We start from the raw sequence: 15089 nt of genomic DNA, 5'->3' as shown, positions 1-15089 counted from the left end.
GCTTTTGTTTACGAATTATAAATTAGTTCGCAGGGCAGCCTTTTACTTCTAAACCTTTACTCATGTAGATTAGATCACCATCCGCTGGTGCGTAATTCGCTGCAGTGACATCAGGGTTCTTAACAAAGAATTCGCGCAGTACCGAGGCATCCGTTAACTGTGTCGATTCAACGTCAATTACTGGGTAGTCATCACCACCAGCCGCACTGAAACTGATCACGGAGAACGTGTAAGTGTCTGCTAAATCAAAACCTTTGCCATTGATGTCTCGAATGGTCACATCACTCAAATCGCAGTCAACCGTTAAGCTGATATTGTCGAGTTGGGCATAAGCGCCGGATCCTGCAGTCTTCGTCGCAACAACGTCCAAATACGCTTTTACTTCAGCACCTGTCATCGTTGCTTTAGTCACGAAGTTCCCGAAAGGTTGAACCGTCAGTACATCACGATAAGCAATGTCTCCTGCCGCAATTGAGTCACGGACACCACCAGAGTTCATTACACCAAAGTCAGCATTCACCAATTCATAAGTGCGGTATGCTTCTCCTAACAAGTGACCAAGATTAGTTTGTTCTGAACGAACAACATCACGATCACCTTCCAGTTTTGCATCTGTCTTTGAGATGATGACATCGAGGAGATCTTGCCCTTGTTGTTGATATGGGTAGAGAGTAGCTTTTACAGCTGCATCAGGCTTTATTTCAGATTGAATAAACTGATAATCACCGTTTTCATCCTTCTCTTTTAGGTTCACAGGAACCAGATCGTACTTCGCTAAATGCAGTTTGCCGTCATAAAACTCAAAGTCAGCTCTGCCTACATACTTACCCCACTCGTGAGCTTGCATGATGTAGGTACCATTTTGCTGATCAGGTTTGCAGTCATCCCCTGGGTTGAAGTCGGCGTATTCATTGCCTTCCATACAAACAGGGTTTTGAGAGTGTCCACCAATAATTGCATCTAGCTGACCTTCTTCTAGAGAGCGAGCAAGCAATACATCGCCAGGCGCTTCACTACCATGCTGACCATCTGCGTAATGCCCCATATGCGTGGTAGCAAAAATCAGGTCAACCGTTTCATTGGCCTCTATTTCTTTTATGGCTTTTTTGATTTCAACTTGTGGGTCGGCAAAGTGAATTGTCGCGACGTTGTCAGGATTAACTAATTTAGCCGTATCTTTGGTTGTCAGGCCAATAACAGCAATCTTTAAACCATTAATGGTGAATACTTTATATGGAGAGAAAAGGCGTTCATCAGTAACTGTGTCTCCATCTTTGATATAAATATTCGCCGCAAGCATCGGGAAGTCAGCTAGCTCAGATTGCATCTCAAGCACATCCAAGGTGTTGTCGAATTCATGGTTACCTAATGCCATCGCATCGTAACCAAGAAGGTTCATGCCAACAAAATCTGGTATCGCATCCTGCATATCAGACTCTGGAACACCAGTATTAATGTCACCACCGGACAGTAGGATCGTCTCACCACCGTTTTGAGTCACTTCCGCACGAATACTATCAATCAACGTCTTACGAGCCGCCATTCCATACTCACCCTTACTATTTTCCCAGAAGCGACCATGGTTATCGTTGGTATGTAAAACAGTAAACTTGGTACAAGAAGCGGCAGTGTCACATGTCACTGCGATATCGTCACTGTCCGAGCCACAACCAACCATCGCTACGCCGATAGATAACACCAGTAAAGACTTAGTAAAATTCATAGAAGATCCTTTATTAATCGTTTTAATGTCGTTATGGCAGGCAATATACTGACATCTTGCAGGGTTTTAGTGATCGTTCTCTTAATTACATGTCTGGAAAGTTGAGTATTTACCCTAACTGTAGGCACAAGCGATTAATCAACAGAAGTCGAATAATTCTGATAATAAACATGAATTTATAAAGAAAGTGTGACTCACTCTATTGATACGGCTAACAAGAGGATGGACTAAAGATAAGTGTCAGGCATGGAAATGAAATGGCACCGCGCTACTTAAGTAAGAACGCCCATATTTAAGAGCGAGGTATAATATCCGGATAATGAAAACTATCTCTCAAAAGACAAGCAATATCATTTTACAGACTTTATCCCGATACGCCCTTTCATAACGAGGGCGCTCTCTTTATGATGAACGCAATTAAATTAACTTTGCTAACGGCAGCGCTTGTTATTCGAGTCGTTGTTTTGGAATAGCAAAATCAAGACTCAACACATGGAGATTCAACATGGCTTACTTTTCACTAGCCTTCGGTACGGCAACCAAAAACCGCGACAATAAAATCATTGAAGCGTTCTTCCCTAACCCACTTCTAAACCCAAGCGACGCTCTTGTAGCGGCTGTGGCAGAAGTATCAGGTTACTCTGAAGGCAACCAAGCTATCGAAATCTCTGCTGCACAAAGCGCAGAACTGGCGAAGGCATTCGCAGCAAACGATGATGCAGCTAACGCATCTTTAGCAGAAAAAGCGGCAGCGTCTGAACAGCCACTTGTTCTTGTTGTTCTTGCTACTGACGAGAAGCCAGCATCAGTTGCTGAAGGCTTCCTAAAGCTACAACTTATCTCTAACCGCCTAGTACAACCACACGGTACGGTACTGGACGGCATCTTCGGTCTACTGCACAACATCGCATGGACAAACGAAGGCCCTATCGACCTACCTGAGCTGGCTGAGCGTCAAATCGAAGCTCGCCTTGCAGGTCGTGCTCTGTCTGTAGATTGCGTAGACAAGTTCCCTAAAATGGTGGACTACGTAGTACCAACAGGTATTCGTATTGCTGACACTTCTCGTGTTCGTCTTGGCGCACACGTAGGCGAAGGCACAACAGTAATGCACGAAGGTTTCATCAACTTCAATGCTGGTACAACTGGCGTGAGCATGGTTGAAGGTCGTATCTCTGCGGGTGTTGTTGTAGGTAACGGTTCAGACATCGGCGGCGGCGCTTCTATCATGGGTACTCTGTCTGGTGGCGGTACGATGGTTATCTCTATCGGCGAAAACTGCCTACTAGGCGCAAACGCTGGTCTTGGCTTCCCTATGGGCGACCGTTGTACAGTTGAGTCTGGTCTTTACGTGACTGCGGGTACTAAGGTTCGCATGCTAGATAAAGAAGGCAATGAAGTAGAAATCATTAAAGCTCGCGATCTTGCTGGCGTGTCTGATCTTCTGTTCCGTCGCAACTCAATCACAGGCCAAATCGAGTGCCTAGCGAACAAGTCTGCGGTTGAGCTAAACAGCGAGCTGCACAGCAACAACTAATCTAAGCACTAGATGCTAGATGCTAGATGCTAGATGCTAGAAAATAATAAGCCGCTGGGGTTCAATCCAGCGGCTTTTTTGTATGTTCTGGGAATCATTATTGCCCCATTACCAGTCAGAGTTAACAGAATGTTAACATGTATTTGCCCTACTAAAAGTAATCCCTTGTCTGTTGGATATTTGCAAGGCAAACTGCTGGGCAAAAGTTCGAAAACACTCTGAATGTCTAAAAATCGCCATATTTTTCGAAACTAGGGATTTTATATCATTGGCTTTTCGGTTTCGGTTTCGGTGGCTGAAAGTTTGGGATAATTTGAAAACCATTTGGACATAGCTATGCCTGTACTCTTACCAGAGTACTAGCGGCAGAAGTTTCATAATTTCTGTTGCGCTGCGCTTACAAACCGATAAGAACATAAATCGATATCTACTTAGCCATCTTTACATACCTTTACATCACATGACGTTATCTTACTTACATTAGTATATTCTTAAGTAGTGAAACAAAGAGAAGGAAAACGTCATGAAAATCAAAAGCACGATAATCGCGTTACTCGGTATCGTTATTGCCTTCGGAGCAATGGCTGGTGAAATGAATAAAGGCATGAATAACAATATGTCACGCCCAGTATTTTCACAGTTTGATCTCGATGGTGATGGCAAGATAACCGAAGCCGAGTTCAATCAAGCACGCTCAGAACGTATTGCCCAGCGAGCAGAAGAGGGACGTACGTTGAAAAATATCAATCAAAGCCACAGTTTTGCTTCGTTAGATAGCAACGCGGATCGCGCTATCTCTCAACAAGAGTTTAATGCTCATCAAGGCATGGTGAACCCCAAAAATACCATGGGCAAAGGCAAAAACAATCAGTAGCTCAATTCAATCAGGCCTCCATTTGTGAGGCCTGACTTATTTTGAGATCAAGGAAGCAAATCCGCTTATGTTGGTGTGCTACCTTTTGCTTAAGGAAAAGCTAATATATAGTAAGGGAATCGCTATGACTAGGTATAGCTGGTTACAAAGGGCTCTGTTTGTTCCTCCTGTTTTGTTGGGCATCGCGTTATTGGTGATCGCACCAGGGATGAAGGCTGAACCGCCTAATGCGAGTAATACGGCTGCTAAAAAGGTGGTTCGGGTGTTGAAAGTCGAGCCGCGAAATATCCAACCTTCTGCCATCGGATATGGACATACCGAGTCTGTTCAAGACTGGCAGGCACAGTCTGAACTTGACGGCGCGGTTGTGTGGGTTTCTGAGCAATACAAAACGGGCGCTATTATCCGCAAAGACAGCGAACTCCTTAGAATTGACCCCACCGCTTATCAACTTACTATTGCCCGTTTGCAAGCTGAGCTTGAAGTGCTAATGCTAACGAATCAGACCATTATCGATTCGCTCAAGATTGCAGAGAAAGAGTTTGAGGTACAACAGTCAGAATATGCCCGCTCAATCAAATTGAGTGAAACCGGGCATATCTCCAAAACAGAGAAAGACCGCGCGACCAAAGACTTGCTCAGCAGCCAGCAACAGCTCCAGACACAGAAAAACCAACTGGCAATTAATCAAGCGCAGCAAAAGGTTTTGCAAACGGAACTAGCACTTGCAAACCGAGATCTCGAACAAACCGTAATTAAAGCCCCATTTGATATTCGCATTGTCGAAACCTTGGTTGGACTCGCCGAGTATGTCAACAAGGGGGAATTGCTGCTCAAAGCGGATGACATCGATGCCGTTGAGGTTCGCGCGCAGTTTCCGCTTGGTAAAATGCGTCCGCTAAGAAATTCCAATCGCTTTGACTCGCTTGACGAAGATGTTCATAGCAACTTGAGCGCGACAGTCGAGCTCCAAGCAGGCGATAAAGTAATTACTTGGCCTGCCGAGATCAGCCGCTCCGGCGGTGAAATCGATGCTCAGACTCAAAGCCAAAGCCTAGTTGCACAAGTAAATCAGCCCTATCAGCAAGCCATTCCCGGGGAGAAGCCACCACTTATTCGTGGGACTTTCGTTAAAGTCACGATTAAAGCACCAATGATGGAGCAACAAGTCTTGCTACCGATAAACGCCATCCATGATGGTAAAGTTTACACTGTCTCTGAAGGTAAACTGAAAAGCAAACCTGTCAGGATAGATTTCGTCCAAGGGCAGGTTGCGGTGATCAAATCTGGCGTGGAATTCGGTGATGTGGTTGTGCTAAGTAAACTTTCACCCGCCGTTGAGGGGATGGCTTTACAACCGCAACCGGATGAGAAAATCGGCCTTTGGTTGGATACGCAGAGCGGATTTAAAGCCCTAAACGCGATTCAGAAAGAGGGCAAATTATGATCGCTTTTTTTGCTCGGCACACCACTGGCGCCAATGTCCTGATGATGGCGGTACTGCTGTTAGGGGCTTTTGCCTTGCCCAAACTGCAGAAAGACACTTTTCCGTTGACGCCGACCAAAAATATTGAGGTTCGGATCGTTTATCCGGGCGCGTCACCTTTTGAGATGATGGAAGAAGTGTGTTACCCGTTGGAAGATTCTCTCGATAAGCTGAGTGGAATTAAAGAGTTAAGCTGTGATGCCCGAGAGAGTTTGGTCATCGCCAATGTGGAAATCGGCGATGATGAAGACATTGACACTTTAACCAGCGATATTCAACAGCAGGTTAACGCCATCAGTGATTTTCCGGATCGAGTTGAGCAGATCACGGTGTCGAAACTGGACCGAGTGGCAACGGTGGCCAGTGTCGCGATTACCGGCAATATGTCAGATAGGGACTTATATCTCTATGCCCAACAAATTAAGCACAAGTTAAAAGAGAGCCCATTGATCGCTCAGGTGACCGTGAGCGGTTTTGCGGATCAAGAAATAGAAATTCGCGTATCGCAGTGGAAGTTGCAGCAGTACGGCCTGAGTGTGTCCGACTTGTCCAATCTAGTACAACAGCAAAGTATCAGCACTCCTGCTGGCGTATTTAGTAATGACTTGGAAGAGATCAGCGTCCGCTTCGACCACTTAGGCAGCAACGTCAGAGACTTCGAAAATATCGTGATTAAATCCAGTGAGACGGGGACTCAGGTTCGCCTCGGTGATGTTGCCGTTATTCAGCAGAAGTTCACTAGCGATGAAAATCAAATCCTGTTCAATGGTCAGCGTGCCGCTTTGCTTCAGGTGTCCAAAACGCAATTTCAAGATACCTTAACGGTCAAAGATGCGATCGTCAGCATCGTTGAAAAAGAACAGGCGAGAGCCCCTGAAGGCGTCGCTTTAACCATCACCCAAGATTCCAGCACCAATATTATTGAGCGTCTGAGAATCCTCACCAGCAATGGCGCACAGGGATTAGCACTGGCATTTTTGATGTTGTGGGCGTTTTTTAATATTCGCTTTAGCTTTTGGGTCACCATGGGGCTGCCGGTTTCATTCCTTGGCGCCATTTTTGCGATACAACTTCTCGGTTATACCCTGAATATGATGACGCTGGTCGGGCTGATTGTCGCGATTGGTCTGCTAATGGACGACTCGTTGATCATTGCAGAAAACATCGCTGCCAAGAGGCAACAAGGGCTACCCGCGTTTGACGCTGCAGTTGAAGGTACCAAACAAGTCTTCCCAGGTGTGATTGCATCGTTTGCTACCACCATCATGGTGATAGGGCCGCTGATGTTTCTCACAGGCAAGATGGGCGAAGTACTACGCTATATTCCCATCGTGTTATTGATTACCTTGCTTGTTAGTCTGATAGAAGCTTTCTTGATCTTGCCGTCTCATTTGGCACATAGCCATACTGAATCTCGCTCTAATCCTATACGGGACAAGTTCATTGCCGGTTTTGAAAACATCAGAGACAGATTCTTTGTGCCAGTGAGTGTCAAGGCGATGAATGCACCTTATCTTTCAGTAGGGATATTGGTGATGGTGGTGATGATTTCAACCGCTTCCATTTCGTCAGGTTGGCTGAAATTCAAAGCCATGCCTGCCTTGGAAAGTGATGTGCTGCAGGCGCGTATCTTGCTCCCTCAAGGCAGTTTACTGAGCCAGACAGAGGCGGTGGTGGAGAAGGTTTCAAACGCGCTTGATGAACTCAACCAAGAATACGCAGAGAAATACCCAAGCTCAAAACCTTTGGTCGCGAGCACCACGATCATGTTCAACTCAAATGCTGATGCTAATGAGTCGGGGCCGCATATGGCAACCGTCAGTGCCGATCTATTGCCAGCGCAATTTAGGCAGCAGAGCATTAAAGATCTGATCCAAGATTGGAAACAAAAAGTAGGCCCTACGGCGGATGTGGTTTCACTCAAGTTTACCGATAAAGAACGGGGCATTGCTGGCAATGGCATTGATATTCGGGTTCAGGGTGAGTCGTTACAAGAGCTCAATCAAGTCAGCCGCTCGCTGGTGAAATGGTTGAAGGGATTTGACGGTGTCTATAACCTCTCCACCGATCTGCGTGAGGGCAGAACCGAATTTCACGTTAACCTTAAAGATGAAGCTGGCGTGATGGGAGTTAATGCTTCCAACATTGCTCAAACGCTGCGCAGCGCGGTAAAAGGCAGTACTGATCTGACGGTTTTCCAACAAGGCGAGCTGGTGGATATTAGTGTGAGACTGGATGAGTTTACGCACCAAGCTAGCCTGTATGAGTTGAATAACTTGATGGTGACGGCAGGCAATGGAACCCTAGTTCCATTATCAAGTGTTGCGACGTTTGACAGAAAACAAGCCTTCTCGCGAATTCACCGCATTAATGGGATGAACACTGTGGTTGTGCAAGGCAATATCGATACGCGGGTTGCCAATGCGCGTGAAATCATGCTGCAGTTCAATAGCGAATTTGTCTCGCAAACTCAACACAAATTCCCAGACATCACCTTCACCTCGCAAGGTCAGGATAAAGAAAGCTCAGATACGGGCTCCTCGCTGGCGACCTTCTTTGCTCTTGGCGTGGTGGGGATTTATCTTATTTTAGTGTTCCTGTTACAAAGCTACACTCAACCGATTGCTGTGCTGCTGGCAATCCCTATGGGCTGGATTGGTGTGGTATGGGGGCACTTGGGCATGGGGTTCGATTTGACTATTCCAAGCTTGGTTGGCTTTGCTACCTTAGCGGGTATCGTCGTTAACGATAACATTCTGTTGGTCAATTTTATTAAGAATAATATCGCCCAAGGCGAGCGCTTGATAGACGCTTGTCGAGAGGCGGTACGTGACCGATTTAGAGCGATATTTATCACCTCGTTAACCACATTTGCAGGATTGCTTCCACTGTTAACCGAAACCAGTACGCAAGCGCAATTTCTGATCCCGTTAATTGCCAGTATTGCGTTTGGCTTAGTCTCGGCTACGTTACTAGCGTCAATTGTTGTGCCTTGCGTGCTGCTTATTTTGGACGATTTAAAGCTGACCAAATGGGCAGAAGGTGCTCAATCTTCCCTTTGAGGCCCTTGGGAGTGCATGCTGAACCATGTCATTTAGCCCGGCATGAAAATGGTAGTTTGCGTAGAATTTATTTGGCGATTAAACCCTATCACTGACTGCTGTTTTTTTGCGTACAAAAAACAATAGGGTCAGGTCTTGTCTTTTGCTCTTTGGTGGCAGTTTTTCTATCAGGTTTAGTTATTTGTCATACCTGAAGTTATTAGTCATTTGCTAATGTTTGATTTTCCAAAACTCATTTCTGTCCAAAAGTTTGTTATACACACATCCACTATACGGTGATCCCTACACCACACTCACCACCAAAAAAAGCGCAGACATTTCGATCTGCGCTTTTCAGTTTTGCATAACCTAGCCTAGATTAATGCGGCCTGTAAGAAAGTGATTAACCCACATTCTTACGTGCGTTTTGGAACATACGCATCCAAGCACCATTCTCGCCCCAACCTTCTGGAGACCAAGAGTTAGCAACAGTACGGAATACACGCTCTGGGTGAGGCATCATGATAGTCACACGGCCATCCGTCGTTGTTAGACCTGTGATAGCGTTTGGCGAACCATTCGGGTTGTTCGGGTATTGCTGCGTTTGGTTACCGTTGTTATCAACGTAGCGTAGAGCAACCGTACCTGAGTTTTCAATCGCGTTTAGGTGGTCGTTGTCACGCACTTCTACGCGGCCTTCACCGTGAGAAACAGCGATAGGCATACGAGAACCTTCCATACCGTTGAAGAATACAGAATCAGACTTCTGAACTTCAACTAGGCTGAAACGAGCTTCAAAACGCTCTGATTCGTTACGAACGAAACGTGGCCAGTACTCCGCACCAGGGATAAGCTCACGTAGGTTAGACAACATCTGACAACCGTTACACACACCTAGAGAGAAGGTATCCTCACGCTTGAAGAAGTTTTCAAATTGGTCACGAGTCGAGTCGTTAAATAGAACTGATTTAGCCCAACCTTCACCTGCGCCTAGTACGTCACCGTAAGAGAAGCCACCACAAGCCACAAGGCCGTTGTATTCTTCTAGTACCGCTTGACCTGTTAGGATGTCGCTCATGTGAATATCAGTTGCTTCGAAGCCTGCACGGTCGAATGCTGCTGCCATTTCAACGTGAGAGTTAACACCCTGCTCACGTAGAATCGCCATCTTAGGCTTAGCACCTGTGTTGATGAACGGTGCTGCGATGTCTTCGTTTACGTCAAAGCTCAGTTTCACGTTCAGACCTGGGTCCGAGTTGTCTTTCTTCGCTTCGTGTTCTTGGTCAGCACATACTGGGTTATCACGCAGACCTTGCATCTTGTGCGTTGTCTCAGCCCAGATAGTACGTAGTTCAGTACGGTTACGTTCAATCACTACAGACTCGCCAGACTTAATCACTAGTTCATCTGATGCTTCCCCTTCACCAACAACGCTGCCAATCACATGAGAACATGCTTCTAGACCGTTAGCTGCAAGAGTAGAAAGTACTGCGTCTAGGTCGTCGTTACGGACTTGGATTACTGCACCTAGCTCTTCGTTGAACAGTGCTGCTAGCGTGTCTTCACCTAACGCTTCAATGTTTGCATTAACACCACAGTGACCTGCGAATGCCATTTCTGCTAGCGTTACGAATAGACCACCATCGCCTTTATCGTGGTAAGCGACAACTTGGTCGTTCGCTACAAGTGCTTGAACGCCTTCGTAGAAACCTTTTAGTTGCGCTGCGTTGTCTACGTCTGCTGGCTTGTCACCAAGCTGCTTGTAAACCTGTGCAAGTGCTGTTGCACCCATACGGTTTTTGCCGTTACCTAGGTCGATAAGAACTAGGCTTGTATTACCTTTGTCAGTGCGAAGCTGAGGAGTAATCGTCTTACGAACATCTTCAACACGTGCAAACGCAGTGATAACAAGAGATAGCGGAGACGTTACTTCTTTCTGCTCGCCATTCTCTTCCCACTTAGTCTTCATCGACATTGAGTCTTTACCCACTGGGATAGTTAGACCCAGAGCTGGACATAGTTCTTCACCAACCGCTTTAACCGCTTCGTAAAGACCTGCATCTTCACCTGGGTGACCTGCTGGAGACATCCAGTTAGCCGACAGTTTAATGTGTTTGATATCGCCGATGTTGGTCGCTGCGATGTTAGTAATTGCTTCACCAACCGCTAGACGAGCCGATGCGCCGAAGTCTAGAAGTGCCACTGGCGTACGCTCACCAAGAGACATAGCCTCACCGTGGTAAGAGTCGTAGCTTGCCGCTGTTACTGCGCAGTTAGCAACAGGAACCTGCCATGGACCAACCATTTGGTCACGAGCTACAAGGCCTGTTACCGAGCGGTCACCGATGGTGATAAGGAATGTTTTCTCAGCGACTGTTGGCAAGCGAAGAACACGGTCAACCGCTTCGTTCATCTCGATGCCAGAACGGTCAATCGCAGGGTTGTTAGCTTTTAGCGTTTTCGCGTCACGGTGCATCTTAGGTGTTTTACCTAATAGGATGTCCATTGGCATGTCGATTGGCGTGTTGTCGAAGTGTGAATCTTCTAATTTCAGATCACGTTCTTCAGTTGCTTTACCAACCACTGCGTACGGTGCACGTTCACGCTTACAAATCGCGTCGAACGTTGCCATGTCTTTATCAGCAACCGCCATTACATAACGCTCTTGAGATTCGTTACACCAGATCTCAAGTGGGCTCATGCCCGGCTCATCGTTTGGCACGTCACGTAGATTAAAGATACCGCCACGCTCGCCATCGTCGACTAGCTCAGGAAGAGCATTCGAGATACCGCCCGCGCCCACATCGTGGATAAATGCGATTGGGTTCGCATCACCAAGCTGCCAACAACGGTCGATAACTTCCTGACAACGACGCTCCATCTCTGGGTTTTCACGTTGTACAGAAGCGAAATCAAGATCTTCAGAAGAAGAACCAGAATCCATTGAAGATGCCGCACCGCCGCCAAGGCCGATGTTCATCGCAGGACCACCTAGAACGATTAGGCTTGCACCTACCGGGATCTCTTTCTTCTGAACGTGCTCATCACGGATGTTGCCAAGACCACCAGCTAGCATGATTGGTTTGTGGTAACCACGCACTTCTTCACCTGCGTGAGAGTTTACTTTCTCTTCGTAAGTACGGAAGTAGCCAAGTAGGTTTGGACGACCAAATTCGTTGTTGAATGCCGCGCCACCAAGAGGACCTTCAAGCATGATATCCAGAGCAGTAACGATACGGCTTGGCTTACCAAAGTCAGTTTCCCAAGGTTGAACGAAGTTCGGGATCTTAAGGTTAGATACAGAGAAAGCAACAAGACCCGCTTTTGGCTTACCACCAATACCGGTTGCGCCTTCATCACGGATTTCACCGCCTGAACCTGTCGATGCGCCTGGCCACGGTGAGATTGCCGTTGGGTGGTTGTGCGTTTCAACTTTCATCAAGATGTGTGTTTTTTCTTGGTGGTAGCTGTACTGGCGAGTTTCTGGATCTGGGAAGAAACGACCAACTTCAGAACCTGTCATTACCGCTGCGTTATCTTTATAAGCAGACAGAACATGTTCTGGTGTCGTTTCAAAGGTGTTCTTAATCATCTTGAACAATGATTTTTCTTGCTTAACGCCATCGATAGTCCAATCAGCGTTAAAGATCTTATGACGACAGTGCTCTGAGTTCGCTTGTGCAAACATCATTAGCTCGATGTCCGTCGGGTTACGACCTAGCTTCTCAGTGAAGCTTTCAAGAAGGTAATCAATCTCATCTTCTGCAAGTGCAAGACCTAGGGTAACGTTTGCTTTTTCAAGCGCTTTACGTCCACCAGTTAGTAGGTCAACTTCCGCATAAGGAGCAGGCTCAGCAACGGTAAATAGTGCCGCCGCTGATTCGAAGTCAGTGAAAACCACTTCCATCATACGGTCGTGCAGGATTGCTTTCAGCTCAACAAGTTGAAGTTCAGAAAGTTCAGCAGAGGTTTCAATGTAGAAAGCAGTACCGCGCTCTAGACGTGACACTTTAGCCAGTCCGCAGTTGTGTGCGATATCTGTTGATTTTGAAGACCAAGGCGAGATAGTGCCTGGGCGTGGCGTTGCAAGCAGCAGTAAACCTTCAGGTTCATGCTCTTCAATCGTTGGACCGTAAGTCAGTAGCTTTTCTAGCTTCTCAACTTCAGACTCATCTAGGTCTGCCGTTAGATCAGCAAAGTGGGCAAACTCAGCGTAAATACCTGTTACAGGTAAGCTTAATTCACGACAAAGCTCTAAAAGCTTGTTAACACGAAACTCAGATAGAGCTGGGGAGCCACGCAAAATTCTCATGTGCTTACGTCTCTTATGCAGTTGATTAAGGTAGTATTGGAATAAATTCAGTGGGTTAAAGGAAAAACCTAACTGTTTTCTTCGAAGCTATTCCCGAAGGTTTAAAAACCTATGCCGATCCCACCTCTTCAATGCGAGCGCATTATAAAGCATTTCTTTTTGTGACGTAACACCAAAAGCAACCGTTTGCGTGATTTTTTTTATCTTTCTGCGTAAATGGTACTTTTGCTGCATTTATCACCACTTTTACAACTGTTTAATTAAACCTGCTTTGCCAGCCTTGCGGGGTTTGGTATAAAGGAGCTTCCACTTTTCGAGATTTCATTTTGATGCCTAAATTTACGCTCATCTTTTCGTCTAAGTTCCTTCTGCTCGCCATCGCCCTATTTGGGTTGGCTGGATGCCAGATTGAATCTGAACCTAAAAGTGTCCTTGAGCAGATACGAGATCGTGGCGTTCTTCGTGTCGGCACCCTAAATAACCAACTCTCTTATTACATCGGTCCTGATGGTCCTGCTGGCTTGGATTACGAATTAGCTCGTGAATTTGCGCAGGAGCTTGGTGTAAAGCTTGAGGTTAAACCCGCTTACCGTTTGTCAGGCTTATTCCCTGCGTTGAAGAAAGGCGAGATCGACCTTATCGCGACCGGCTTAACGCAAAATAACAAACTGACACGCGCTTACCGCGCCGCGCCTGCTTATTACTATGTAAGCCAACAGGTCGTGTACAAAAAGGGCCAATGGCGCCCAAGAAACCTTGAGCAATTGATCAATTTTGAGAATGAGCGTCAGGCTGAGTTTGTAAAAGCACAAGCTGAATCAGAAGCTGCGGTATCAAGCGAGACGCTGACGCCCTCTTTGGTTGTGGTGAAAGACTCGCACTTTGAACCAACACTCAAACTGCTGCAGAAAACGCACGATGACTTCATCTATGACGCGGTTGGCAATGCAGACATCAATGACCTGCTAAAAGAAGTATCAACAGGCGAACGTTTATTCACAGTGGCCGACTCTATCGAGCTATCACTGGCGCAACGTTTGTACCCAGATGTTGCCTTGGCATTTGAGCTGACAGAAGACCAACCTATCTCTTGGTACCTAAATAGATCGGAAGATGAAAGCCTGTATGCTTTGCTGATTGAGTTCTTCGGTAACCTAAAACAGTCTGGTGAACTGGCTTCACTAGAAGAGAAATACATCGGCCACATCGGCACTTTTGACTACGTTGATACTCGTGCCTTTATCCGCGCACTGGACAGCAAGTTGCCAAAATGGTCGCCGCTATTTCAAAGGTACTCTCAAGAATTTGATTGGCGCTTGATTGCCGCTTTGGCCTACCAAGAATCACACTGGAACCCTGTTGCGCGCTCACCAACGGGTGTTCGTGGCATGATGATGTTGACACTGCCCACCGCGAAGAGTGTTGGGGTAACCAACCGTCTCGACCCGAACCAGTCGGTACAAGGCGGTGTTGAGTACCTGCGTCGTATCGTGAACCGAGTACCAGATTCAATCACTCAACACGAAAAGATCTGGTTTGCACTTGCTTCATACAATGTCGGTTACGGGCACATGATGGACGCGCGTCGCCTCACGAAGGCACAAGGAGGAGATCCTGATGCTTGGGGCGATGTGAAAGACAGATTACCTCTGTTAAGACAGAAGAAGTACTACAGCCAAACTCGATATGGGTATGCGCGTGGTGATGAAGCGAGAAACTACGTTGAAAACATTCGCCGTTATTACCAAAGCATTATTGGCCATGTAAATAAGCGCAATAAAGAACAAGAAGCGACCCTTGAAGGTTTGGTGGTGATCCCACCTTTAGAAACCTCAGGTGCTGAATCGAGTATCAGCGCAGCTCAGTCGACAGTAAGCAGTTCTGAGCCTTCACAGTAAAACCCAAAAGAGCAATGCCATCTAGCATTGCTCTTTTTTATTGTCTTTTTTCGACTCTTCTTTCGTCACTAAGGGATAAGGGAAGCAGGCAAGAAAATGATGATGAGATCTAGAGTGTCATATTGCAGTAACAATCGAACCTTATAACGGCACACCACAATCAAGATTATGCTCTGTTGCACTGCAATGCTGGCTTTAGACTAGAACTGCTCTTCTAT

The 15089-nt window shown here is 46.5% G+C and carries 7 protein-coding genes; 5 read left to right on the top strand and 2 right to left on the bottom strand.

Annotated elements, in window-relative coordinates:
* Positions 1-22: 22 nt before the first annotated feature.
* Positions 23-1723: a bifunctional UDP-sugar hydrolase/5'-nucleotidase UshA gene (ushA, locus tag AB4185_RS05645; protein WP_017064205.1), complete on the bottom strand. Its 1701-nt coding sequence runs from the start codon at positions 1721-1723 to the stop codon at positions 23-25.
* 505 nt (positions 1724-2228) lie between these two features.
* Here ushA and dapD point away from each other — a divergent pair.
* The 4 genes from dapD (at position 2229) to AB4185_RS05625 (ending at position 8682) form a co-directional block, all read left to right on the top strand.
* Positions 2229-3260: a 2,3,4,5-tetrahydropyridine-2,6-dicarboxylate N-succinyltransferase gene (dapD, locus tag AB4185_RS05640; RefSeq protein ID WP_371725094.1), complete on the top strand. Its 1032-nt coding sequence runs from the start codon at positions 2229-2231 to the stop codon at positions 3258-3260.
* Positions 3261-3783: 523 nt separating this feature from the next.
* Complete coding sequence (locus tag AB4185_RS05635; protein WP_372135095.1) at positions 3784-4134, top strand: EF-hand domain-containing protein; 351 nt, start codon at positions 3784-3786, stop codon at positions 4132-4134.
* 124 nt (positions 4135-4258) lie between these two features.
* The gene (locus tag AB4185_RS05630; RefSeq protein WP_032545691.1) at positions 4259-5581 is read left to right on the top strand and encodes an efflux RND transporter periplasmic adaptor subunit; all 1323 of its coding nucleotides are present in this window, start codon (positions 4259-4261) and stop codon (positions 5579-5581) included.
* A complete protein-coding gene (locus tag AB4185_RS05625) occupies positions 5578-8682 on the top strand; it encodes an efflux RND transporter permease subunit (protein WP_372135093.1) in 3105 nt (1034 codons plus the stop codon). Before AB4185_RS05630 ends, AB4185_RS05625 begins: the two co-directional genes overlap by 4 nt.
* Positions 8683-9064: 382 nt before the next feature.
* Here the strand turns inward: AB4185_RS05625 and purL are convergent, their stop codons facing one another.
* Entirely contained in the window at positions 9065-12973 is a 3909-nt protein-coding gene (purL, locus tag AB4185_RS05620; RefSeq protein ID WP_017068539.1) for a phosphoribosylformylglycinamidine synthase, read from the bottom strand.
* A gap of 329 nt (positions 12974-13302) precedes the next feature.
* Between purL and mltF the strand changes: the two genes are divergently transcribed.
* Positions 13303-14871: a membrane-bound lytic murein transglycosylase MltF gene (gene mltF, locus AB4185_RS05615; protein ID WP_017059879.1), complete on the top strand. Its 1569-nt coding sequence runs from the start codon at positions 13303-13305 to the stop codon at positions 14869-14871.
* The last annotated feature ends 218 nt before the right edge of the window (positions 14872-15089 follow it).

This window comes from Vibrio sp. 10N.286.48.F5 (assembly GCF_041469785.1).
In the GTDB taxonomy this organism is placed as follows: domain Bacteria; phylum Pseudomonadota; class Gammaproteobacteria; order Enterobacterales; family Vibrionaceae; genus Vibrio; species Vibrio crassostreae_C.
The sequence above is the reverse complement of the archived record's forward strand: the minus strand, read 5'-3'. Positions and strand labels throughout refer to the sequence as shown.

Excerpts from the sequence above, each read along its gene's own strand:
- ushA (WP_017064205.1), bottom strand. The coding sequence starts at position 1,723 with ATGAATTTTACTAAGTCTTTACTGGTGTTATCTATCGGCGTAGCGATG.
- dapD (WP_371725094.1), top strand. The coding sequence starts at position 2,229 with ATGGCTTACTTTTCACTAGCCTTCGGTACGGCAACCAAAAACCGCGAC.
- AB4185_RS05635 (WP_372135095.1), top strand. The coding sequence starts at position 3,784 with ATGAAAATCAAAAGCACGATAATCGCGTTACTCGGTATCGTTATTGCC.
- AB4185_RS05630 (WP_032545691.1), top strand. The coding sequence starts at position 4,259 with ATGACTAGGTATAGCTGGTTACAAAGGGCTCTGTTTGTTCCTCCTGTT.
- AB4185_RS05625 (WP_372135093.1), top strand. The coding sequence starts at position 5,578 with ATGATCGCTTTTTTTGCTCGGCACACCACTGGCGCCAATGTCCTGATG.
- purL (WP_017068539.1), bottom strand. The coding sequence starts at position 12,973 with ATGAGAATTTTGCGTGGCTCCCCAGCTCTATCTGAGTTTCGTGTTAAC.
- mltF (WP_017059879.1), top strand. The coding sequence starts at position 13,303 with ATGCCTAAATTTACGCTCATCTTTTCGTCTAAGTTCCTTCTGCTCGCC.